The following is a 22,299-nucleotide window of genomic DNA, read 5'->3' as shown; positions in this document are numbered from 1 at the left end:
GAAACTGATGACCTACATTGCAGCAGGCGACCGCTACGAATCCATGCCCTACCGCCGGGTGGGCCGCAGCGGCCTGAAGCTCCCGGCCATCTCGCTGGGACTGTGGCACAACTTCGGCGACGACAAGCGCTTCGAGGAACAGCGGGACATCCTCCGCCGCGCCTTCGACCTGGGCGTCAACCACTTCGACCTCGCCAACAACTACGGGCCGCCGGACGGGTCCGCCGAGACCAACTTTGGCCGGCACCTGCGGGACGACTTCAAGCCCTACCGCGACGAACTGGTCATCTCCACCAAGGCCGGCTACTACATGTGGCCCGGTCCCTACGGCGAATGGGGCTCGCGCAAGTACCTGATCTCCAGCCTGGACCAGTCGCTGCAGCGCATGGGACTGGACTACGTGGACATCTTCTACAGCCACCGGCCCGACCCGGAAACACCGATGGAGGAGACCATGGGTGCCCTGGACTACGCCGTCCGTTCCGGCAAGGCACTGTACGCGGGCATTTCCTCCTATACGCCGGAGCAGACCCTCGAGGCCGCCCGTATCCTCAAGGAACTGGGCACGCCGCTGCTGATCCACCAGCCCAGCTACTCCATGCTGAACCGCTGGACCGAGGACGGTTCACCCAACCTGTACGAGGTACTGGACCAGGTGGGCGCCGGATCCATCGCCTTCTCGCCGCTGGCGCAGGGCATGCTCACCGACCGATACCTCCACGGCATTCCTGACGACTCGCGGGCAGCCAAGGCGCGCTTCCTCTCGGAGGACTCCATCACCGAGGAGAAACTGGACCGGGTCCGCGGACTGCGGAAGATCGCCCAAGGCCGGGGGCAGACCCTGGCCCAGATGGCCATCGCCTGGATCCTGCGCGACCAGCCCAAGGGCTCGCCCGTCACCTCGGCACTGGTTGGCGCCTCCAGCGTCCAGCAGTTGGAGGACACGCTGTCCTCCATCAACAACCTCGGCTTCTCGGATGAAGAGCTGACCGCGATTGACGAGTTTGCGGTTGAGTCGGACATCAACCTCTGGAAGCAAAACGCCTGACGGTGATTCTCTTTACGCAGCGGGACCGGGTGCACTGCGCCTGGTCCCGCTGCGTTGGGTAGTATGAAAAGGCGCCGCGCGGCGCCGAGCCAGCCGGCCGCCGTCGTAACGTCTGCGAAGCAAACCCGGCCGGCTGACGTTTGTCCCCAAAGGAGTTCTGTGTCTTCACATCCCATCCGTGTTGCAATCGTTGGCGTGGGCAACTGCGCCGCCTCGCTGGTGCAGGGCGTCCAGTACTACAAGGATGCCGATCCCGCAGAGACTGTTCCGGGCTTGATGCATGTTGAGTTCGGCCAGTACCACGTGGGTGACGTTCAGTTCGTCGCCGCGTTTGATGTTGACGGCAAGAAGGTCGGCGTTGACCTTGCCGACGCCATCACGGCCAGCGAAAACAACACCATCAAGATCGCCGACGTCCCGCCCACCGGTGTCACCGTCCAGCGCGGCAACACCCTGGACGGGCTGGGCAAGTACTACCTTGAGACCATCGAGGAATCCACTGAAGAGCCCGTGGACGTGGTCCAGGCCCTCAAGGACGCTGCCGTTGACGTTATGGTCTGCTACCTGCCCGTCGGCTCCCAGGAAGCGGCCGAGTTCTACGCGCAGGCCGCGATCGACGCCGGCGTGGCGTTCGTGAACGCGCTGCCGGTCTTCATTGCCGGAACCAAGGAGTGGGCGGACAAGTTCACTGCCGCGGGTGTTCCGATCGTGGGCGATGACATCAAGAGCCAGATCGGCGCCACCATCACCCACCGGGTCATGGCGAAGCTGTTCGAGGACCGGGGCGTGACCCTGGACCGGACGTACCAGCTGAACGTTGGCGGCAACATGGACTTCAAGAACATGCTGGAGCGTGACCGGCTGGAGTCCAAGAAGATCTCCAAGACCCAGGCCGTGACCTCCAACGTTGAGGCCGAGCTGGCTGCCAAGGACGTGCACATCGGTCCGTCCGACTACGTCCAGTGGCTCGATGACCGCAAGTGGGCGTTCGTCCGCCTGGAGGGCCGCAACTTTGGCGACGCCCCCGTGTCGCTGGAGTACAAGCTGGAAGTCTGGGATTCCCCGAACTCCGCAGGTGTGATCATCGACGCGATCCGCGCCGCGAAGATCGGCCTGGACCGTGGCATCGGCGGCCCGCTGCTGTCCGCGTCGAGCTACTTCATGAAGTCCCCCCCGGAGCAGTTCAACGACGACCTCGCCCGCGAAAAGGTGGAAGCCTTCATCCGCGGCGACGTGGAGCGCTAGAACTCCACACCTCGTTGCCGGCGCTCCCTCACCCTCCGGGGTGGGGGAGAGCCGCCATTTAAAACGCCCCATCACTTCCTGCAGTTCTTCTGGCGACGCCCGCTCACTTTTGGCGGATTTTTCTATGACGCCCGCTCACTTTTGACGATTATTCTGGGGACGCCCGCTCGCATCTCACCGGCGAACGTTCAGTCGATCCCAGCTGAAAGTGAGCCCCGTTCAACTAGTCCCCGTTTGCGAACCCCGACGCCACCGTCGCATCCGCCACAGAGTTCTTCACGGCTCGCCTGATCTTTCTGATAGCGGCAGCGAAGCTGTCCTTCTGATCGGCCTTGTCGACGATGATGACAGTCCACCCGGCCGCTTCGAAGGCCTTGTCCCTGCGCCGATCGCTTAGTCGCTGGGCTTCCATAAGGTGATGGCCGCCGTCGTACTGGATAGCAATTCTTCGCTGCCGAAATCCGAGGTCGGCAGACGGCGATCGAGGGTCTCCAGGATAAAGTGCCAGCTGCAGCTCTGGCTCCGGGAGACCAGCGTCAAACATGGCCAACCGGAGGAAGGTCTCGGGCGCGGAGTCCGATCCAACCCGCGCCAAGTCCAGTGCCTGCCGGGCACGCACAACCCCTTGAAGGTTTGGATGACGGGCAACCATGTCCCGTAGTTCCTCAATTGTTGAGTAGGCGCCCTCCCTGCCCTCCAGTTCAGGCCGGGGCAGCCGTACCAGTTGGTCCGCCATAGCCACCAAGTCTGCCAACGGCAGTAGCCGTGACATGTCCAGCCATGTCCGTGCCCGTGTGCTGATCCATATCCCCTCGACGAACTCCACCTCGCCAGGCTTCACAATGAGCCGGTGGCCGTGAATTCCTTTCCTGCGGGCTCCCGGAAGCAGCGTGGGCTTGCTTAGGTGAAGTTCGCTGGAGTCGGACAACCAAGCGGGCAGGAGCGAACTCTGGAGGCGCGCCGCTGTCACATGGGAAATCCATGCGCCGGGCGTCGCCTCCGACAATGCGCGGGCAGCATGCTCGAGGCAGAAGTCCCATGCAGCAGGGCGGTAGAGGCCCCGGCTGATGTGTTCGACGTCGTTGTGACGCAGGCGGTTGTGGTCCAGTCCGGCGCTTCTTGAGCTTTCAAGCGTGAAGGGTCTGCCAGCCAGATGCACAGGCAAGGGAAGGCGGGATCGCATACTGCATTGTCATGCATATGTCGGATACCCGTGTTGAGTTATCCACAGGCCGTGCCGGTTCGCCGTTTTGCCCGACGCTCGCCGCGGAAGGGGGTGAGCGGGGGTTTGGTTTTGTGCTGCCAAAGGTGAGCGGGGGTTTGGTTTTGTGCTGCCAAAGGTGAGCGGGGGTTTGGTTTTGTGCTGCCAAAGGTGAGCGGGGGTTTGGTGTTGTGCTGCCAAAGGTGAGCGGGCGTGTCAGGTGAGGCCTACCGGGTTGCCGTCCGCGTCCACGTCCATGCGCAGGGCTGCCGGGACGGCGGGGAGGCCGGGCATGGTCATCACCGCGCCGGTCAACGCCACGATGAAGCCCGCACCTGTCTTGGGCAGGAGGTCCCGGACATGGATGGTGAAGCCCTTCGGGGCACCGAGCCGGGAGGCATCGTCCGTGAACGAGTACTGTGTCTTGGCCATGCAGACCGGCAGCCCGCTCCAGCCGTTCCGCTCGATATCGGCCAGCCGCTTCAACGCCGGAACCGAGAAATCCACGCCGTCGGCGCCGTAGATCTCCTGGGCAATGGTCCGGATCTTGTCCTCCACCGGCAGTCCCAGGGCGTAGAGGTGCCGGAAGCTGTTGGGCCCCTCCGCAGCCTGGAGGACCAACGCTGCCAGTTCGTCGCCGCCGTCACCGCCGCCGCCGCGACCCCACACGTCCGCCACGGCCGCCGCCACGCCTTCGGCAGCACACCAGGCCAGCAGCCAGTCCAGCTCCTCCTGGGAATCGGAGGAGAACCTGTTGATCGCCACCACAGGGGTGACCCCGAACTTCTCCACGTTGCGCACGTGCCGGCGCAGGTTGGCCACCCCTGTTTCGAGGGCCGCCAGGTCCGGCTGGGCCAGCCGGTCCTTGGCCACCCCGCCCTGCATCTTCAGCGCCCGCACCGTGGCCACCACCACCACGGCCGACGGCGCCAGGCCCCCGTACCGGGCCTTGATGTCCATGAACTTCTCGGCCCCCAAATCCGCGCCGAAACCGGCCTCCGTGACCACGATGTCCGCCAGCCGCCGGGCGGTCTGGGTGGCAATCAACGAATTACAGCCGTGCGCGATGTTGGCGAACGGGCCGCCGTGGACCAGGGCCGGGGTGCCGGCGATGGTCTGGACCAGGTTGGGTTTGACCGCCTCCTTCAGGAGCAGCGTCAAGGCGCCCTGCACCCCCAGGTCCGCCACCGTTACGGGTACCCGGTCGTAGGTGTAGCCGAAGGTGATCCGGCCCAGCCGGGAGCGCAGGTCCGCCAGATCCTTGGCCAGGCAGAAGACGGCCATGACCTCGGAGGCCACGGTGATGTCGAACCCGTCCTGCCGCGGCACCCCCTGCGAAGGGCCGCCCAGGCCAATGACCACTTCACGCAAGGCGCGGTCGTTCATGTCCAGCACACGCTTGAACGTCATGCGGCGGGGATCGATATTGAGCGCGTTGCCCTGGTAGATGTGGTTGTCCACCAGCGCCATCAGGGCGTTGTTGGCGGAGGTGATCGCATGGAAGTCGCCGGTGAAGTGCAGGTTGATCTCATCCATGGGCAGCACCTGTGAATAGCCGCCGCCGGTGGCACCGCCCTTCATCCCCAGGACCGGACCCAGCGAGGGCTCCCGCAGCGCGATCATCACCTTCCGGCCGGCCCTGGCAAGGGAATCCGCCAATCCCACGGTGGTGGTGGATTTGCCCTCGCCGGCGGGCGTGGGGGACATGGCCGAGACCAGCACCACCTTGCCGTAGGGAGCCGGCGCATCGAGCTTGGCCGGATCGATCTTGGCCTTGAACCGCCCGTACTGTTCCAGGGCTTCCGGATTGACCCCCGCGGCAGCCGCGATGTCCGCAATGGGACGGATCCGGGCAGCCCGGGCTATCTCGAGATCAGAAGGGAGAGCAGACATCGTTGTCCTTTCCTGCGCAGCTTCATCCTGCCCAGTCCATTCCGGCGCCGGCAGGCGCCGGAGGCCTGCCCCTAAGCTAACAGCACCCGGGGCGCCCGCGAAGGAAAAGGAAAAGCCCATGACAGAAAAGCCGGGCAGGAAACCAGGACAGGAACGTCAGGATGCGGGAACCACCGGGGCCAGGCGCCGGCCCACAAAATTCTCGACGGCGGCATGGTAGCTTTCCAGCGTGATGGCGGCTGTGCGCTGCCAGCCGGAGTTCTGGGCGCGGATGGCGGCGGCGCGGCCCAGGTCTTCGCGGGTGGCGGGGTCGTCGTACAGGGCTTCGAGGGCATCGGCCCAGTCGGCGGCATGGTGGCCATCCACCAGGAGCCCCGTCCGGCCGTGGAAGATGGCGCGGGACAGCCCGCCGACGCGGGTGGCCACGACGGGCGTACCGCAGGCCTGGGCCTCGAGTGCCACCAGCCCGAAGGATTCGCTGAAGGAAGGCATCACCACCACGTCCGCCGCACGGAACCAGGAGGCCAGCTCAGGTGCCTTAACCGGCGGAAGCTGCGTGACGACGTCGTCCATTCCTGCCTCCGCAACCAGGCAGCGCAGGTTGAATTCCTTGTTGCCGCTCAGGGCGCCCAGGATGGTGACGCGCAGGTCGATGTCCGGCCGGCGTTTGCGCAGCAGCGCCGCCGCCTTGACCAGGACCTGCGGGCCCTTCAGCCGTTGGATGCGGCCGGCGAACACCAGATGGAAGGTGTCCGGGCTGATGCCGTGCCGGGCCCGGGACCGCGCCCGGAATGCCGGCGTGAAGGTGGCCAGGTCCACTCCGGGCGGGGCGATGTCGATGCGGTCGTAGGTGGCGCCGTAGTGGGAAACGAGCTCGGCTGCCTCGGAGCTGGTGTTGGCGATCAGCCGCGCCGCGCCGTCCACGATGCGGTGCTCGCCCACCTCGCGCCGGCGCGGCTCCGGCTGTTCGCCTGATTCAAGGAGCAGGTTCTTGACCTTGGCCATGGTGTGCATGGTGTGCACCAGCGGCACGCCCCACAGTTCGGACAGTTCCAGCCCGGCGATCCCGGACACCCAGTAATGCGAATGGATGACGTCATAGCGGCCGTGGGGCTGCCGGCGGCGGATCTGTTCGATCTCGGCCACCATGGCGTGCAGCAACCCCGGCAGCTCCTCTTTGGGGATCTTCTTCGGCGGCCCGGCCAGGACATTGTGCACGCAGACGCCGGGATCGGGATGTTCGACGGCGGGCTGGTCGGCTGAGGTGGCGCGTGTGAAGATCTCCACTTCCACGCCCGCCTCGGCCAGGGCGGAGGCCAGCTCGCGGATATAGACGTTCATTCCGCCGGCGTCACCGGAGCCCGGCTGTTCCATGGGGGAGGTGTGGAGGGAGAGCAGCGCGACCCTGCGGATCAGTGCCACGGGACCTCCTTCCGGCCGCCGGCGGGTATCAGGGGAGCCGGCTCAGTGCGCATTCGATAAAACATTACTCCTTCCCCTAACGCCCGCCGCCTTCCCAGATCTTCCCCAAAGCCGGGAAAGCCTGCTCATAACCAGCCAGAAGCTTCGCGGCGAGGTCCGGCGAATCCACGAGCGGGTGCCGGGCGAAGGCTTCAAGGGCCGCATCGCGGGCTCCGGTGCCGGCGGCCCGGACCACGAGCCGTTCCACCTCTTTGACCCGCTGGAGCAGCCGCAGCTGCGGGCCGTCCGGCGCCTGCTGGGGCAGGGGCACGGCGCCCCTGGCCGTCACCATGCAGGGAACCTCGACGACGGCGTCGGCGGGAAGGCCTGGAATGGCAGGCTGGGGAGCGGGCGGGGCAGCCGTGGCGGAGGCGGGCGGGTGGCCTTCAGGTGTCCCGGCGGGTGCCGCCGTGTTCCGGGTGTTCAGGACCAGTTGGGTCTCCCCGCGGCCGGCCAGGGCCCGCATGGCCGCCAGCGCCACCCGCTCATAGCCGCCCCCGGCCAGGTCCTCCTCGGCGCGGCGCTCGCCATCGTGCCGGGCCTCGGCCAGGTAGCCCTCTTCGCGGGAGCGCCGCGCCTCCTCCCACAGCCGGTAGGCGTCCGGCCCGGCAGCAGCCAGCCGCGGGTAGAGCTCCCGCTGCTGGCTGTGGATGGTCTCGCCCCGGGTCTGCGCCATGGCCTGCATCGCCTGCCGGGCTGCGTCGCGCTGGTAGTAGTAATACAGGTACTCGTTGGGAAGCATGCCCAGTTGGGCCAGGAACGGCTGCGGGAAAAGGCGGCCTTCCTCGAACGACTGCAGTGCGCCGGCATCCGCCAAAAGGCCACGCAGCACGTCCCGGCCGCCGGACTCCAGGCGGTACAGCCAGCCCAGGTGGTTCAGCCCGTAGTAGCCCACGCCGTCGAGCCTTCCCTCCGGCAACTGCACCCCGGCAGCGGCCGCCGCCCGCTGCACCAGACCGCCGGCAGAATCGCAGATCCCGATGACCCGGTGGCCCAGGACGGGAAGCAGCGCCTCGGTGACCATCCCGGCAGGGTTGGTGAAGTTGACCAGCCACGCGTCAGGGCAGTGCTCCCGCATCAGCCGGGCAAGGCCAAGCATCTGCGGAATGGTCCGCAAAGCGTACGAAATTCCCCCGGCCCCCGTGGTCTCCTGGCCCAGCAGCCCTAGGTCCTGCGCCACCTTCTCGTCCGCAACGCGCCCCGCTGTACCGCCCGGCCGGATCGCGGCGAACACCACGGTGGTGCCGGGCAGTGCTTCGGCAGGATCGGTGGTGGCGTGGACCGGAAGACGGGCACCATCACCCACCGGCATGCTCTCCAGCACGGCGGTGACGGCATCAAGGCGCGCGGGATCGACGTCGTACAGCACCAGCTCGGTGACCAGCCCGGCAAAGCGGCCGGACACCAGGGCCCGGTATATCAGCGGCACCCGGAAACCCCCGCCGCCGGCAATCAGAAGCCGCATACCATGCAGTGTAGGCGGGGTGTCCCGCGGCCTGTCCACGCCCGACCAAGGCCCCTACCGCAGCGGTGCGGCACGGCGTATCCTGCGCACTATGGACGCCATCCCAGCACGCCCCTACGACCCCCTGGCTGCCGTCCGTTCACCCGCCGAACCCGGATTCGACCTCTTGCTGGCCGGGACCGTGTTCCAGGACATCATCTTCACCGGCCTGCCCCACGGGCCCGAACCCGGCACGGAAATCTGGAGCGACGGCATGGGCAGCTGCCCCGGCGGCGTGGCCAACCAGGCCATTGCCGCTGCCAGGCTTGGGCTGCGCACCGGGCTGGCAGCTGCTTTCGGCGACGACGGGTACGGGGACTTCAACTGGAAGATCCTTTCCGGCCAGGAACACGTGGACCTCAGCCTTTCCCGACGCGTCCCGGGCTGGCACTCCCCGGTGACCGTGTCCCTCTGCGTGGACCAGGACCGCTCCCTGGTGACCCACGGGCACTCCGCACCGGTGACAAATTCCGAGCTGATCGGAAACCCGCCCAAGGCCCTCGCCGGAATCGCTGAGGTGGGCCTGGAAGTGGAGCCGTGGGCCCACGCAGCCCACGCCGGCGGGGTAAAGCTGTTCGGCGATGTTGGATGGGACCCCAGCGGGGAATGGGCGCCCGTCAGGCTCGACAACCTGCAGTACTTCTACGCCTTCCTGCCCAACCAGCGCGAGGCCATGGCGTTCACGGGCAAGGACAATCCGTGGAGCGCCTTGTACGCGCTGGCGGACCACGTTCCGGTGGCTGTCGTAACCCTGGGCCCGCAGGGCGCCATGGCCGTGGACTCGGAAACGGGTGAGGAAGAATGGGTCCCGTCGCTTCCGGTCAAGGCGCACGACCCCACCGGAGCCGGCGACTGCTTCGATGCAGCCTTCATCGTGGGCACCCTGGCCGGGTGGCCGCTGGGGGACCGGCTGCGCTTTGCCAACCTGTGCGCGTCCATGGCGGTGCAGGAGGTGGGCGGCTCGCTGGCGGCGCCGGGTTGGGGCGACATTGCCGACTGGTGGAGACGCGCCAACGCCCGCCCCGAACGGCAGACGAGCCAGTGGCTGCGGCGCTTCGGGTTCCTCGCTGACATCATCGACGACGTGCCGCTGTCAGCCCAGCGCAGGGCGGCCGCCACCATCGCGCACTTGTCGGATGCTTAGGCGGCGTTGGAGGCCCTGATTATTCGGCGCGAAGTGCCCGCACTAGAATCACTTAGGTGACCTACCCCGCAACAACCGGTGAATTCAGCGCTGCCTCCGGGCCGGACCCCCGCCACGAGCGGTCGGCCGTGATCGACCTGGACGCCATCCGGCACAACGTCCGCCGGCTTGCCGCCGCTGCCTCCCCCGCGAAAGTCATGGCCGTCGTCAAGGCGGATGCATACGGGCACGGCGCCGTCCCCGTGGCCCGCGCAGCCCTGCAGGCCGGCGCGGCCTGGCTCGGCGTGGCCCACATTTCCGAGGCCCTGGCGCTGCGCGCCGCCGGCATCGACGCGCCGCTTCTCGCCTGGCTGCACACCACGGACAGCAACTTCGGTGCCGCGGTGGCCGCCGGCGTCGACATTGGCTGCTCAGGGTGGGAGCTGGAACGCATCGTGGCCGCGGCCCGTGAGCAGGAGCGGCCGGCACGGGTGCATCTCAAGGTGGACACCGGGCTGGGACGGAACGGAGCCACCCCCGAGTCCTGGGACCGCCTGGTGGGGGAGGCCGTGGAATACCAGGACCAGGGCCTGCTGCGCGTAGTTGGCATCTTCTCCCACCTGGCCGTGGCCGACGAACCGGAGCGGCCCGAAACGGACCAGCAGGTGGCCGCGTTCCGGGAGGCGCTGGCCATTGCCGAGGACGCGGGCGTGGATCCCGAGGTCCGGCACCTTGCCAACACTCCCGCCACCCTGTCCCGCCCGGACACCCACTTCGACCTGGTCAGGGTTGGCCTGGGCATCTATGGGCTGTCGCCGTTTGACGGGCAGACTTCAGCAGAACTGGGACTCCGACCCGCCATGACGCTGCGCACCCTCGTGTCGCAGTGCAAGGACGTGCCCGAGGGGCAGGGTGTCTCCTACGGGCTGCATTACCGCACCAGGACGGCGAGCACGCTGGCCCTGATTCCGGTGGGCTATGCCGACGGCGTCCCCCGGGTCGCCACCGGTGGACCCGTCCGCGTCGCAGGGAAGACCTATCCCGTGGTGGGCCGGATCGCGATGGACCAGATGGTGATCGACCTTGGGCCGGAGGCATCCGGAACTGACCTGCAGGGTGCGGAAGCGGAACTGTTCGGGGACGGCGCCGACGGCGGCCCCACCGCGGAGGACTGGGCACGCGCCGCGGGGACCATCAACTATGAAATCGTGACCCGCATCAGCCCCCGTGTTCCGCGCCGCTTCATCAACGAGGACCAGCCGGCGGGCACCGGCCACGCGGGCAACGGCCACGGCCTGGTGGGCGCGCCCGGCTCGGCGGGGGCCGCATGAGCGCGGCCGGACAGTTGGCTGCCAACTGGGAAAAGACGTTCACGGCGACGACGGCGGAACAGACGCACGCGTTCGGCGCACGTTTGGCGGAGGTGCTGCGGGCCGGGGACCTGCTGGTGCTTTCCGGTGAGCTGGGTGCCGGGAAAACCACCTTCACCCAGGGACTGGGCGAGGGGCTGGGTGTCCGCGCAGGCATCATCTCACCCACCTTTGTGCTGGTCCGGATTCACCCGAACCTGCCGGATGGGCCGCGTCCCGGCGGCCCCGACCTTGTGCACGTGGACGCCTACCGGCTGGGTTCCGCAGCGGAGATCGACGACATCGACCTCGAAAACACCATGGACTCGTCCGTGACCGTGGTGGAGTGGGGGCAGGACCGGGTGGAGCACCTCAGCGAGAGCCGGCTGGAGATCGACCTCCTCCGTGCCATCGGGCTGGATGCCGCCGGCAGTGGAGCTGGAAGCCTGACCTTCGACGGCGAAGACACCGACGAGCCCCGCACAATCGTGATGCGCGGCTACGGGCCGCGCTGGGCAACTGCCCCCGAACTGGGTGCCCCCGAACTGGGCGGGCCGGAGCTGGGTGGGCCGGAAGGAAGCGCCCCATGCTGATCCTTGCAATTGACACTTCCGCGGTGGCCAGCGCCGCGCTGGTGTCCGATGCAGCCCCCGAAGGCGTGGTGGCCAGCTTCTCCACGGAGGACACCCGCAGCCACGCCGAGGTGCTCGCTCCCGGCATCCACACCCTGCTGTCCGAAGCCGGCGTCACCGGGCAGGACATCGATGCGCTGGTGGTGGGCGTAGGCCCCGGCCCCTTCACCGGGCTGCGCTCGGGCATTGCCACCGCCCGGACGCTGGCGTTCGTCTGGGGCAAGCCGCTGCACGGCCTGATGAGCCTGGACGCGGTGGCCCTGGAGGTAGCCGAATCCACCGCCGCCGTCCCGGAGTTCCTGGTGGCCACCGACGCCCGCCGGAAAGAGGTCTACTGGGCGCGCTACAGCCTGGGTGACGGGCAGCTGCCGCTGCTGGAGGACGGCCCCCATGTTGGTTTCGCCGCCGACCTGCCGGACCTGCCCGCCTTCGGCGCGGGCGCAGGTCTCTACGCCGACGTCCTCCAAGCCCATCCCGAGTTCGCGGGGGAGCAGCCCGACGCCCTGTATCTTGGCCAGTTTGCCCTGGCGCGGCTGGCTGCCGGGGAGGCCCTGCTGGACACCACACCCCTGTACCTGCGCGAATCAGATGCCCAGGTACCCGGACCACGGAAGCGTGCACTGTGAGTACCACCCCGGAACCCCACATGGCAGGCGTCACCGTCCGCGACATGACCCTGGACGATGTACCCGCCGTCGGCGCCCTGGAACACAAGCTCTTCCCCATCGACGCCTGGCCCGTGCAGATGTTCCTGGATGAACTCTCCCAGCCGGAAACCCGCCGCTACCTTGTGGCGGAGACCACCGACGGCATCGTGGGCTACGCCGGGCTGATGTGCATCGAGCCCATCGCCGACATCCAGACCATCGCCGTCGTTCCTGATTACGAGGGGCGGGGAATCGGCAGCAGGCTGCTCACCCAACTCATCGCCGAGGCCAGGCACCGCGGTGCCGCCGATGTCCTGCTCGAGGTCCGCGCCGACAACCCGCGGGCGCAGCAGCTGTACGTGCGGTTCGGCTTCGAACAGATCCACATCCGCCCCCGCTACTACCGCGACGGCGTGGATGCGCTCATCATGCGGCTCCAGCTGGCCGCACCGGAAACTGATGGCCACCAAGCAACGGAAGCAGGCCGGCAATGAACCGCTCACAGCCCCTGGTGCTGGGGATCGAATCATCCTGCGACGAAACCGGCGTGGGCATCGTCCGCGGCACCACCCTCCTGACCAACACCGTCTCCTCCTCCATGGACGAGCACGTCCGCTTTGGCGGCGTCATCCCCGAGATCGCCTCGCGCGCCCACCTGGACGCGTTCGTCCCCACGCTCGATCAGGCGCTGGCAGACGCAGGCGTGAGCCTTGACGAGGTGGACGCCATCGCCGTCACATCCGGGCCCGGACTGGCCGGCGCACTCATGGTGGGTGTCTGCGCTGCCAAGGCGCTCGCCGTCGCCACCGGGAAGCCGCTGTACGCGATCAACCACCTGGTGGCGCACGTGGGCGTGGGGCTGCTGGATGACCGCGCCAACGGCCGGAAGCAGGAGCTGCCGGAGAACCTGGGCGCCCTGCTGGTGTCCGGCGGCCACACCGAAATCCTGCGGATCAGGACCATCACCAGCGACGTGGAGCTCCTGGGCTCCACCATCGACGACGCCGCCGGCGAGGCCTACGACAAAGTGGCACGCATCCTGGGTCTTGGCTACCCGGGCGGCCCTGCGATCGACAAGGTGGCCCGCGGCGGCAATCCCAAGGCCATCCGCTTCCCCCGCGGCCTCACCCAGCCCAAGTACATGGGCACGGCGGATGAGCCGGGGCCGCACCGGTATGACTGGTCCTTCAGCGGCCTCAAGACGGCAGTGGCCCGGTGCGTGGAGCAGTTCGAGGCCCGCGGCGAAGAGATCCCCGTGGCTGACATCGCGGCCGCCTTCCAGGAAGCCGTGGTGGACGTGATTTCGTCCAAGGCGGTGCTGGCCTGCCGCGAGTACGGCATCAAGGATGTCCTGCTGGGTGGGGGAGTGGCGGCCAACTCGCGGCTGCGGGAACTGACCGGGCAGCGGTGCGCGTCCGCCGGCATCCGGCTGCACGTGCCGCCCCTGGACCTTTGCACGGACAACGGCGCCATGGTGGCCGCCCTCGGCGCACAGCTGGTGATGGCCGGCGTCGAACCCAGTGGAATCGCCTTCGCCCCGGACTCGTCAATGCCGGTTACATCGGTGTCGCTGCCGGCCTGACGGCAGAGCGCCGGGCGAAAGCGAACCGTCGCGGGGCACTTTGGCGGGCTCCGCCGTCGTACATCACGATGGCGGCCGGCGTGTCCGTGCCGAAGTGCCCCACTTCGGCAGGAGCACGTTACGCGGTGGGGCCGTTCCGCATCTGCTTGACCAGGTCCAGCACCACGGCCTGGAGGTTCCCGCCATTTTCCGCGGCCACGCGGCGCTGGCGCTGGTACCCGGCGCCGCGGCGGATGATCTTCTCGACGTCGGCAAGCTCGTCGGCGCAGCGCAGCTTGGCCGCCACCGGCTCCAGTCGGTTCAGCGTCTCCAGCAGATGCTCGGTGACCAGCTGTTCCCGCCCTGCGGCGTCCAGGATGATGATGGCGTCCATGCCGTACCGGGCGGCGCGCCACTTGTTCTCCTGCACGTGCCAGGGCGGCATGGTGGGAATGGTGCCGCCGTTGTCCAAGGTGGTGGAGAACTCGTCCACCAGGCATTGGGTGAGGGCCGCAATGGCACCCACTTCCTCCAACGTGGCCAGGCCGTCGCAGATGCGCATCTCGATGGTGCCAAGGGCGGGCACCGGCCGGATGTCCCAGCGGATCTCCGAGATGGTGTCGATGACGCCGGTGGTGAACATGTCCTGCACGTAGGACTCGTATTCCTCCCAGGATTTGAACTGGAAGGGCAGGCCGGCGGTGGGAAGCTGCTGGAACATCAGGGCCCGCTGGGAGGCGTAGCCGGTATCCTCGCCGCCCCAGAAGGGGCTCGATGCGGAGAGCGCCTGGAAGTGCGGGAAGTAGTTGACCAGCCCGTCCAGGACGGGGAGTGCCTTGTCCCGGCGGTCAAGTCCTACGTGCACGTGAACGCCGTAAATGACCATCTGCCTGCCCCACCACTGGGTGCGGTCGATGAGTTTGGCGTAGCGGGCCTTGTCCGTCACGGGCTGCAGCTGCGGCGGGCTGAACGGGTGGCTGCCGGCGCAGAAGAGTTCCACGCCCATGGGATCGGTGATTTCGCGGACGGCGGCAACGGACCGGCTGAGGTCTTCCTTGGCCTCGGCAGCTGTTTCGCAGATGCCGGTGACCAGTTCCACAGTGTTCAGCAGCAGTTCCTGCTTGATGTGCGGATGCTCGTCGTCTTCGTTGAGTTCCGGGTGGCGGGAAGCAACTCCGCGGAGCACCTGGTTGGCCACGGATGCGAGCTCGCCCGTCTTTCCGTCCACCAGGGCAAGCTCCCACTCAACACCGAGGGTTGACTGCCTCGATGGGGCGAAGTCGATCTTCACACGTTTCCTCACTGTCCGGTTTGCCGCTGGCTGATGCCGCTCACAGGCTGCTGCCGGCAGGCGAACGGGTGGTTCAAGTCTAGTGCAGGGGTAGCATCGTATTGATGGCCCCGTTCCCCACGCGTCACAGACCTGCCAAAACCACTCCCGCCAAATCCTTCCCGCTCCTCCTGGCCCTGTCGGCCCTGGCGCTGGCCTCCTGCACAGCCTCCCCAACAGCAGCCCCGCCGTCGTCGTCCTCAGGGCCCGCCGGCGCCCCTTCGGCATCGGCAAGTACCACGACGGCGCCTCCCACCGCTTCTGCCTCACCTGACGCAGGCTCCCGCCCCCTGGGGTGGGGCCCGGAGCAGCGCGACCAGGACGCCGCCGTCGCGGCCGTGGCAGCCATGACTCCGGAGGAGAAGGCCGGGCAGGTTCTGCTCCCGTTCTTCAAGGGCAACCAGGTGGAGGCGCACGCCGCGCTCATCCAGCGGCTGCACCTGGCCGGATCCATCATCATGGGCGACAACGTGCCACGCGATCAGCAGGGGAACGTGGACGTTGCCGCCATGGGCGCGGTGAACCAGCGGCTGCAGCAGGCTGTCGCCGCCGGCGGCCGGCGGTGGCCCGGGATCATCGGCGTGGACCAGGAAGGGGGCGCCGTGGCACGCCTGGGGCAGCCCCTGACTGAATGGCCCACGCCCATGAGCTACGGAGCGGCCGGCAACCCGGCCCTGACCCGGGAAGCAGGAAAGGGCCTGGCCGGCGAGCTGGTGCCGCTGGGATTCGACCTCGACTTCGCGCCGGATACCGACGTGACCATCGGGCCCAGCGACCCCACCATCGGCGCGCGCTCCATGTCCGCGGATCCTGCCGCCGCCGCAGCCCACGGGGTCGCCTTCGCCCAGGGCATGCTGGACGCCGGCGTGCTTCCCACCGTCAAGCACTTTCCCGGCCACGGCTCGGTGACCGCGGACTCCCACCTCAGCCTCCCGGTCCAGCCGGCCGGCATCGACCAGCTCCGGGCCCGGGACTGGAAACCCTTCCAGGCGGCCGTGGCCGCGGGCCTGCCGGTCGTCATGACGGGCCACATCGCTGTGCCTGCGCTGGAGCCCGGTGTGCCGGCGTCGCTCTCCGCACCGAGCTACGCCGCGATGAGGGAGCTCGGATTCAAAGGTGTAGCCGTGACGGACGCCCTCAACATGGGAGCCGTGGACAAGCAGTACCCCGCCGGCGCAGCAGCCGTAAAAGCTTTGGGAGCCGGCGCCGACCTGTTGCTGATGCCCGCGGACGTGGAACAGGCGCACGCCGCCATCCTCCAGGCCCTGGCCGCCGGCACGCTTCCCGCCTCCCGGCTGGATGAGGCCGCGCAGCGGGTGGCCACCATGATGATCTGGCATGCCCGGACCACGCCGCCTGCCGGAACAGCCGGCACAGGTGCCCCGGCCGGAAGCGGTGCGGCGTTGTCGGCGCGGGTTTCGGCGTCGGCCGTGACGGTTGTCTCCGGTCCCTGCAGCGGACCCCTGGTGCCCGGTGCGGTGCGCGTTGCCGGCGGGGGACCGGGGGACCGGGAGCGCTTCGAAGCCGCCGCCGCACGTGCCGGCCTCGCGGTTGGATCAGGACCGCTGGTGAACCTCATCGGCTTCGGCGGGAATCCAGCGGCCGGGGACATTGCCGTGGCCCTGGATGCCCCCTGGCCGCTCCAAAACTCCACGGCTCCGGTGAAGCTGGCGCTGTACGGCCGCACCGACGCCGCCTTTGATGCGCTGGTGGCCGTGCTGGCAGGCAAGGCGCCTGCTCCCGGGAAGCTGCCCGCTGCCGTCGGGCCTTTCCCCGCGGGAACCGGCTGCGCCTGACCTCTGGCTCCTGACCCGGACCCCGGACCGGGGACCCCGCACGATGGCTGGAACGCGTTTAATGGTCTGGTGCCCATTCTGAATAAAGACATGACCCTCTGCATCTCGCTGTCGGCCCGCCCCAGCAACAACGGGACCCGCTTCCACAACCATCTGTACGGGCAGCTGGGCCTGAACTGGATCTACAAGGCGTTCGCGCCCACCAACCTGCAACAGGCCATCGCCGGAGTGCGGGGCCTGGGCATCCGCGGCTGTGCCATCTCCATGCCGTACAAGGAAGACGTCATCGCGCTGGTGGACGAGATGGACCCGTCCGCCAAGGCCATCGACTCCGTGAACACCATCGTGAACACCGACGGCTACCTCAAGGCGTACAACACCGACTACACGGCCATTGAGCAGCTGCTGGCATCCAACGGGGTCCCCACCGACTATTCCGTGCTGGTCCAGGGGGCGGGCGGGATGGCCAAAGCCACCGTCGCCGCGCTCCGGGACGCCGGTTTCAAGGACGTCACCGTCATCGCCCGGAACGAGGCCGCCGGGCGTGCGCTCGCAGGCCAGTACGGTTTCCAGTGGCGTGCAGCGCTCGACGGCGGGACGGCGGACATGATCATCAACGTCACCCCCATCGGCATGGCGGGCGGCGCCGAAGCGGACAGCCTGTCCTTCCCCGCGGAGGCCATCGAGGCCGCACGCGTGGTCTTCGACGTGGTGGCACTGCCCGCCGAGACGCCGCTGATCCGGGCCGCCCGCGCGGCAGGCAAGCACGTCATCACCGGTGCGGAGGTTGCCACCATCCAGGCCCTGGAACAGTTTGTGCTGTACACGGGAGTGCGCCCCACCGCGGAACAGGTCCGGGCAGCCGAGGAGTTCATGCGCGCCCAGTAGGCGTTTACACCGGTTCCACCACGATGGCCACGCGGTCCTCGCCGATGCGAGTCAGGACCAGCGTGGCCGTCCTGGCGGAACCCTTTTTGGCGGCGCCCTTGCCCTGCGGGAGGAGCTGCTTCCGCAGCTCTTCCGGGGTCACCGCTGTGCCGCGCTTCTTGATGTCCAGCACGGTGATCCCCTCCTCCTTCACCCAGGCCTTGAGTGCCTTGACGTTGTAGGGCATGACTTCCAGGACCCTGTAAGCCTTGGCGAACGGGGTGTCCAGAAGTTCCGCGGCACAGATGTAGGCAATGTGTTCATCCACCAGGTGCCCGCCGAGCTGCAGCGCCACGTCGGCAACCAGCCCGGCACGGATCACGGCGCCGTCGGGTTCGTACAGGTAACCCTCCACGGGTCCCACCGGAGCGGCCGGGCCGGCGCCGAATTCCTCTGCGCTGGTCAGCTCGGCGGGCCCCTGGGACCCCAGGACCAGGGCCGCCCGGCGGACCCCGGGCCTGCGCACGGCGTTGAACCAGAGGGTCACCTCGGTCACGTCCCCGGCCACCGACACCCACTGGGCTTCGCATCCCGTGGGCACGGACTCGTGGGGCATGCCGGGGCCCATCTTCACGCCCACCGCCTTCCCCCCGGCCGCCAGCGACTCCACGAAGGACAACGGCGGTGAGAACGCCTCCGGGTCCCAGATCCGCTTGGTCCCCGACGTGGAAGTGACGCGGCGTGCCGGATCCAGCCAGACGCCGTCGATCCCCTCCAGCGGGACCGATGCCGCGTCCGCGTGGACCACCGTGGCATTGGGGAAGGGGATGAGGTTCATGGTGGCGCAGGCGGCGGTGGTTTCATCCATCTCCACGGCGGTGACGGTGATGTCCAGGGAAGCCAGGGCCATGGCGTCGGCACCAAGACCGCAGCCCAGGTCCGCCACGTGCCGGATCCCGGCTGCGGCGAACCGCTGCGCGTGGTGTGCGGCGACGTTCAGCCGGGTGGCCTGCTCAAGGCCTGCCTGGGTGAAAAGCATCTGGCGGGCGAACTCACCAAACTTCGCCTCGGCCCTGGTCCGCAGCCTGGACTGCGTCAGGACGGCGGATACAAGTTCGCCCGGGTGGCCGGCTTTCCGGAGCGCCGAATTGAGCTCAAACGCGTCCTCTTCGCGGTAGGGGCCCAGCGATGCCAGCAACTCCCAGCCTTCGGGGGTCAACAGGGGTGCGATCTGGTCCTGGGGAGCGTGGGGCATGGTTTCCAGCCTAGTGGAGGACGGCTGCCGGGATGCGGATACTGTTGAAACCATGGATGACAGCGCAGCCCCAGGGGAGACCGGCGAACATCGACCCAGGGACCGCGGTGTGGCTAGGTTTGCCCGTCCAGCCCTGATCGCCGCGGCCGTGGTGGCCGTGGTGTGCATCGCCCTGTTGGTGATCATTTTCCTGCTGGACACGTTCAACGCCACCGTTTATTCGGTGGGCGGCAACGACATCCACGACAACACGCAGGAGGCGCGGGACATCCGCGGGTTGTACGACGGCGCACGGGCCGGGAGCATTTTCTTCCTCGTTGTTGCCGTACTCACCGCAGCCGGGGCCGGTTGGGTGCTCTACCGGAAACGTCAGCAGGGAGGCGGCGAGGCCGACGGTGGCGAGGACGTGGACTTCGACGACCTGGGCCGTTAGGGAAGCATGTTTGCCGGCCGGATCCGCCGTCGGCCGGAGCCCGAAAGGCTTACGCCGATGACGAAACGTTGGCACTCACCTTGACCGAGTGCTAACCCTTACATAGAGTCTTCATTAGCACTCTCCCTAGGAGGGTGCTAACACATGAAGAGCTGCCAGCCAGGCTGCTGCCGGCACCGCGACGACGGTTTGCCAGCCACGGCGGAAAGCTTTCCAGTCCACGAATTTTGCTGACGAAAAGGAGAGGTCCGAGTGTCGGTCTCTATTAAGCCTCTTGAGGATCGTATTGTTGTCCGCCCGCTCGAAGCCGAGCAGACCACGGCTTCAGGCCTGGTCATCCCGGACTCCGCCCAGGAGAAGCCGCAGGAAGGCGAAGTTGTTGCAGTAGGCCCCGGCCGCTTCGAAGACGGCCAACGGGTTCCGGTTGACGTTGCCGTTGGCGACGTCGTCATCTACTCCAAGTACGGCGGAACCGAAGTCAAGACCGGCGGCACCGAGTACCTGGTGCTGTCCGCCCGCGACGTCCTGGCTGTCGTCGTCAAGTAACTCTTCCGGATCCCCGTGCCGCCGGCCATGCTCATGCTGGCCGGCAGTGCGGGGTTTCTGTCTTTGAAAGGACAAAACCATGGCAAAGCAGCTTGCGTTTAACGACGCTGCCCGCCGGTCCCTTGAGGCCGGCATCGATAAGCTCGCGAACACCGTCAAGGTGACGCTCGGCCCCCGCGGCCGCAACGTCGTCCTGGACAAGAAGTGGGGCGCCCCCACCATCACGAATGACGGCGTCACCATCGCCCGTGAAGTGGAACTTGACGATCCCTACGAGAACCTTGGCGCGCAGCTGGCCAAGGAAGTAGCCACCAAGACCAACGACGTTGCCGGCGACGGCACCACCACCGCCACGGTCCTGGCCCAGGCCCTGGTCAAGGAAGGCCTGCGCAACGTTGCTGCCGGCGCCGCTCCCGGCCAGATCAAGCGCGGCATCGAAGTTGCGGTTGAAGCCGTGGCTGCCCGCCTGCTCGAAAACGCCCGCCCGGTCGAAGGCACCCAGGTGGCTAACGTTGCCGCCATCTCGGCCCAGAGCGACGAAATCGGCGAACTGCTCGCCGAGGCCTTTGGCAAGGTGGGCAAGGATGGCGTCATCACCATCGAAGAGTCCTCCACCACCCAGACCGAACTGGTCCTCACCGAGGGCATGCAGTTCGACAAGGGCTACCTGTCCCCGTACTTCGTCACCGACGCGGAACGCCAGGAAGCAGTCCTCGAGGACGCCCTTATCCTGATCAACCAGGGCAAGATCTCCTCGATCCAGGAATTCCTGCCGCTGCTGGAAAAGGCACTGCAGGCTTCCAAGCCGCTGTTCATCATCGCCGAGGACGTCGAGGGCGAGGCCCTGTCCACGCTCATCGTCAACCGCATCCGCGGCACCCTGAACGTTGTTGCCGTCAAGGCTCCCGGCTTCGGCGACCGCCGCAAGGCCATGCTGCAGGACATCGCCACCCTCACCGGTGCGCAGGTTGTTTCCCCGGAGCTGGGCCTGAGCCTGGACACCGTTGGCCTGGAGGTGCTGGGTACCGCCCGCCGCATCACCGTCACCAAGGACAACACCACCATCGTCGACGGCGCAGGCTCGGCCGAGGACGTGGCCGCACGCGTTGCCCAGCTGCGCGCCGAGGTTACCCGCACCGATTCCGACTGGGACCGCGAAAAGCTCCAGGAGCGGCTGGCCAAGCTGGCCGGCGGCATCGGCGTCATCAAGGTGGGTGCCGCAACCGAGGTTGAGCTGAAGGAAAAGAAGCACCGCATCGAGGACGCAGTGTCCTCCACCCGCGCTGCCCTCGAAGAAGGCATCGTGGCCGGCGGTGGCTCGGCCCTGATCCACGCCCTCAAGGCACTGGATGAGGACGCCGCCGTCAACGCCCTCGAAGGCGACGCTGCCGCGGCCGTCGGCATTGTCCGCCGCGCACTGGTCCAGCCCCTGCGCTGGATCGCCCAGAACGCCGGCTTCGACGGTTACGTGGTCACCTCCAAGGTTGCCGACCTGGAAATCAACAACGGGTTCAACGCCAAGTCCGGCGAGTACGAGGACCTGATCGCTGCGGGCGTCATCGACCCCGTCAAGGTCACCCGTGCAGCCCTCCGCAACGCGGCCTCCATCGCCGCGCTGGTTCTCACCACCGAGACCCTTGTCGTGGAGAAGCCGGCCGAAGAGGACGAGCACGCAGGCCACAGCCACTGATCCTGCCCGTCTTCACATACAGAAAACCGGTCCAGCACCAGCTGGGCCGGTTTTCTGTGTTCCGGGTGCTACGTAGCCGCCATCTCGGCGGTTTCGACTCCGCCCGCAGGCTCGTAGACCAACGACACGGCTCCCTTGGGGTAGCTGCGTACCGGCTCGGCGAGCCGGAATGTTGAGGGGACCGTCCCGGCGTCGAAGAGCCGCTTGCCCTGCCCCAGGGTGACCGGATACAGCCAGAGATGAAGGCGGTCCAGCACTTGCGCCTCCAGCAGGGACCGGATGAGGACGCCACTGCCGAACATGTGCACCTGCTGGTACTCGTCCCGGAGCCCGCCCGCCGCCGCGGCATCCGGCAGCACGGTGGTGCCGGCCCATGCCGGATCGGACAAGGAGCTGGACACCACAAACTTGGGTATCCGGTTGAGCGTGTCCGCGATGTCCCCGGACTGCTGGGGCCAGTAGGCGGCAAAGATGTCGTAGGTCTTCCTGCCAAGGAGCAGGGCATCCATCCGCGCTATTCCAGCCGCAATGGCGGCGCCGGATTCGTCGTCGGAGACCGGTGCCTGCCAGCCGCCAAGGTTGAACCCGCCCTCGCTGTCTTCCTCGCGGCCGCCGGGCGCCTGGTAGACGCCGTCCAGGGTGATGAACAGGTTCGCGACGATGTTGCCCATCCACCAAGTCTGGAACGGGGCTCCGGCCCTGTCCAGTGCCGTGGCAG

At 67.6% G+C, this 22,299-nt stretch carries 20 protein-coding genes; 13 read left to right on the top strand and 7 right to left on the bottom strand.

Features of this window, described 5'->3' with window-relative positions; translation table 11 throughout:
* Positions 1-7: 7 nt before the first annotated feature.
* Positions 8-1,048, top strand: coding sequence for an L-glyceraldehyde 3-phosphate reductase (gene mgrA / locus ACEN9K_RS15545; RefSeq protein WP_018769187.1), 1,041 nt, complete (start codon positions 8-10; stop codon positions 1,046-1,048).
* Between the two features lie 159 nt (positions 1,049-1,207).
* Positions 1,208-2,293 carry an inositol-3-phosphate synthase gene (locus ACEN9K_RS15540; RefSeq protein WP_495634626.1) on the top strand — a complete coding sequence of 362 codons (1,086 nt, stop codon included), beginning with the start codon at positions 1,208-1,210 and terminating at the stop codon, positions 2,291-2,293.
* A 223-nt stretch (positions 2,294-2,516) separates the two neighbouring features.
* Here the strand turns inward: ACEN9K_RS15540 and ACEN9K_RS15535 are convergent, their stop codons facing one another.
* The 4 genes from ACEN9K_RS15535 to ACEN9K_RS15520 form a co-directional block, all read right to left on the bottom strand.
* Positions 2,517-3,119, bottom strand: coding sequence for an endonuclease domain-containing protein (locus ACEN9K_RS15535; protein WP_261377352.1), 603 nt, complete (start codon positions 3,117-3,119; stop codon positions 2,517-2,519).
* A gap of 591 nt (positions 3,120-3,710) precedes the next feature.
* Positions 3,711-5,387, bottom strand: coding sequence for a formate--tetrahydrofolate ligase (locus tag ACEN9K_RS15530; RefSeq protein WP_223992222.1), 1,677 nt, complete (start codon positions 5,385-5,387; stop codon positions 3,711-3,713).
* 156 nt (positions 5,388-5,543) lie between these two features.
* A complete protein-coding gene (mshA, locus tag ACEN9K_RS15525; RefSeq protein ID WP_018769191.1) occupies positions 5,544-6,809 on the bottom strand; it encodes a D-inositol-3-phosphate glycosyltransferase in 1,266 nt (421 codons plus the stop codon).
* A 76-nt stretch (positions 6,810-6,885) separates the two neighbouring features.
* Positions 6,886-8,313 carry a family 4 glycosyl hydrolase gene (locus ACEN9K_RS15520; protein ID WP_018769192.1) on the bottom strand — a complete coding sequence of 476 codons (1,428 nt, stop codon included), beginning with the start codon at positions 8,311-8,313 and terminating at the stop codon, positions 6,886-6,888.
* Positions 8,314-8,404: 91 nt separating this feature from the next.
* Between ACEN9K_RS15520 and ACEN9K_RS15515 the strand changes: the two genes are divergently transcribed.
* From ACEN9K_RS15515 to tsaD, 6 genes are read left to right on the top strand one after another with little or no spacing between them, the layout of a single operon-like run.
* Entirely contained in the window at positions 8,405-9,496 is a 1,092-nt protein-coding gene (locus ACEN9K_RS15515; protein WP_268001711.1) for a PfkB family carbohydrate kinase, read from the top strand.
* A gap of 56 nt (positions 9,497-9,552) precedes the next feature.
* A complete protein-coding gene (gene alr / locus ACEN9K_RS15510) occupies positions 9,553-10,806 on the top strand; it encodes an alanine racemase (protein ID WP_488315837.1) in 1,254 nt (417 codons plus the stop codon).
* On the top strand, positions 10,803-11,417 hold the full coding sequence (tsaE, locus tag ACEN9K_RS15505) for a tRNA (adenosine(37)-N6)-threonylcarbamoyltransferase complex ATPase subunit type 1 TsaE (RefSeq protein WP_495634625.1): 615 nt from the start codon (positions 10,803-10,805) through the stop codon (positions 11,415-11,417). The genes alr and tsaE overlap by 4 nt, the downstream gene beginning before the upstream one ends.
* Positions 11,411-12,082: a tRNA (adenosine(37)-N6)-threonylcarbamoyltransferase complex dimerization subunit type 1 TsaB gene (gene tsaB, locus ACEN9K_RS15500; RefSeq protein ID WP_495634624.1), complete on the top strand. Its 672-nt coding sequence runs from the start codon at positions 11,411-11,413 to the stop codon at positions 12,080-12,082. The genes tsaE and tsaB overlap by 7 nt, the downstream gene beginning before the upstream one ends.
* A 20-nt stretch (positions 12,083-12,102) precedes the next feature.
* Positions 12,103-12,597: a ribosomal protein S18-alanine N-acetyltransferase gene (rimI, locus tag ACEN9K_RS15495; RefSeq protein ID WP_495635714.1), complete on the top strand. Its 495-nt coding sequence runs from the start codon at positions 12,103-12,105 to the stop codon at positions 12,595-12,597.
* Positions 12,594-13,685, top strand: a complete 1,092-nt coding sequence (gene tsaD, locus ACEN9K_RS15490; protein ID WP_018769198.1) for a tRNA (adenosine(37)-N6)-threonylcarbamoyltransferase complex transferase subunit TsaD — start codon at positions 12,594-12,596, stop codon at positions 13,683-13,685. Before rimI ends, tsaD begins: the two co-directional genes overlap by 4 nt.
* A 118-nt stretch (positions 13,686-13,803) precedes the next feature.
* On the opposite strand, the gene ACEN9K_RS15485 is transcribed toward tsaD, so the two are convergent.
* The gene (locus tag ACEN9K_RS15485) at positions 13,804-14,955 is read right to left on the bottom strand and encodes a glutamate--cysteine ligase (protein WP_056394198.1); all 1,152 of its coding nucleotides are present in this window, start codon (positions 14,953-14,955) and stop codon (positions 13,804-13,806) included.
* Positions 14,956-15,341: 386 nt separating this feature from the next.
* On the opposite strand from ACEN9K_RS15485, the gene ACEN9K_RS15480 reads away from it, so the two are divergent.
* Together ACEN9K_RS15480 and ACEN9K_RS15475 are read left to right on the top strand one after the other, a co-directional pair.
* Positions 15,342-16,790 (top strand): glycoside hydrolase family 3 protein, encoded by a 1,449-nt coding sequence (locus ACEN9K_RS15480; protein WP_495635713.1) that lies wholly within the window; start codon positions 15,342-15,344, stop codon positions 16,788-16,790.
* Positions 16,791-16,859: 69 nt separating this feature from the next.
* Positions 16,860-17,678 carry a shikimate 5-dehydrogenase gene (locus tag ACEN9K_RS15475; RefSeq protein ID WP_495634623.1) on the top strand — a complete coding sequence of 273 codons (819 nt, stop codon included), beginning with the start codon at positions 16,860-16,862 and terminating at the stop codon, positions 17,676-17,678.
* A gap of 4 nt (positions 17,679-17,682) precedes the next feature.
* Here ACEN9K_RS15475 and ACEN9K_RS15470 read toward each other — a convergent pair whose 3' ends face one another.
* Positions 17,683-18,912 (bottom strand): THUMP-like domain-containing protein, encoded by a 1,230-nt coding sequence (locus ACEN9K_RS15470; protein WP_495634622.1) that lies wholly within the window; start codon positions 18,910-18,912, stop codon positions 17,683-17,685.
* Between the two features lie 52 nt (positions 18,913-18,964).
* Between ACEN9K_RS15470 and ACEN9K_RS15465 the strand changes: the two genes are divergently transcribed.
* From ACEN9K_RS15465 to groL, 3 genes are all read left to right on the top strand, one after another.
* Complete coding sequence (locus ACEN9K_RS15465) at positions 18,965-19,345, top strand: DLW-39 family protein (RefSeq protein ID WP_026265756.1); 381 nt, start codon at positions 18,965-18,967, stop codon at positions 19,343-19,345.
* 252 nt (positions 19,346-19,597) lie between these two features.
* Positions 19,598-19,891: a co-chaperone GroES gene (gene groES, locus ACEN9K_RS15460; RefSeq protein WP_018769205.1), complete on the top strand. Its 294-nt coding sequence runs from the start codon at positions 19,598-19,600 to the stop codon at positions 19,889-19,891.
* Positions 19,892-19,970: 79 nt separating this feature from the next.
* Complete coding sequence (groL, locus tag ACEN9K_RS15455; RefSeq protein ID WP_018769206.1) at positions 19,971-21,581, top strand: chaperonin GroEL; 1,611 nt, start codon at positions 19,971-19,973, stop codon at positions 21,579-21,581.
* Between the two features lie 68 nt (positions 21,582-21,649).
* Here the strand turns inward: groL and ACEN9K_RS15450 are convergent, their stop codons facing one another.
* Entirely contained in the window at positions 21,650-22,252 is a 603-nt protein-coding gene (locus ACEN9K_RS15450) for a dihydrofolate reductase family protein (protein ID WP_018769207.1), read from the bottom strand.
* Positions 22,253-22,299 lie beyond the last annotated feature (47 nt).

The organism is Pseudarthrobacter sp. Pseusp20 (genome assembly GCF_059492155.1).
The sequence above is the reverse complement of the archived record's forward strand: the minus strand, read 5'-3'. Positions and strand labels throughout refer to the sequence as shown.

Coding starts and splice junctions, on each gene's coding strand:
- mgrA (WP_018769187.1), top strand. CDS start 8: ATGACCTACATTGCAGCAGGCGACCGCTACGAATCCATGCCCTACCGC.
- ACEN9K_RS15530 (WP_223992222.1), bottom strand. CDS start 5,387: ATGTCTGCTCTCCCTTCTGATCTCGAGATAGCCCGGGCTGCCCGGATC.
- ACEN9K_RS15520 (WP_018769192.1), bottom strand. CDS start 8,313: ATGCGGCTTCTGATTGCCGGCGGCGGGGGTTTCCGGGTGCCGCTGATA.
- ACEN9K_RS15515 (WP_268001711.1), top strand. CDS start 8,405: ATGGACGCCATCCCAGCACGCCCCTACGACCCCCTGGCTGCCGTCCGT.
- tsaE (WP_495634625.1), top strand. CDS start 10,803: ATGAGCGCGGCCGGACAGTTGGCTGCCAACTGGGAAAAGACGTTCACG.
- tsaB (WP_495634624.1), top strand. CDS start 11,411: ATGCTGATCCTTGCAATTGACACTTCCGCGGTGGCCAGCGCCGCGCTG.
- rimI (WP_495635714.1), top strand. CDS start 12,103: ATGGCAGGCGTCACCGTCCGCGACATGACCCTGGACGATGTACCCGCC.
- tsaD (WP_018769198.1), top strand. CDS start 12,594: ATGAACCGCTCACAGCCCCTGGTGCTGGGGATCGAATCATCCTGCGAC.
- ACEN9K_RS15480 (WP_495635713.1), top strand. CDS start 15,342: ATGACTCCGGAGGAGAAGGCCGGGCAGGTTCTGCTCCCGTTCTTCAAG.
- ACEN9K_RS15470 (WP_495634622.1), bottom strand. CDS start 18,912: ATGCCCCACGCTCCCCAGGACCAGATCGCACCCCTGTTGACCCCCGAA.
- ACEN9K_RS15465 (WP_026265756.1), top strand. CDS start 18,965: ATGGATGACAGCGCAGCCCCAGGGGAGACCGGCGAACATCGACCCAGG.
- groL (WP_018769206.1), top strand. CDS start 19,971: ATGGCAAAGCAGCTTGCGTTTAACGACGCTGCCCGCCGGTCCCTTGAG.
- ACEN9K_RS15450 (WP_018769207.1), bottom strand. CDS start 22,252: ATGGGCAACATCGTCGCGAACCTGTTCATCACCCTGGACGGCGTCTAC.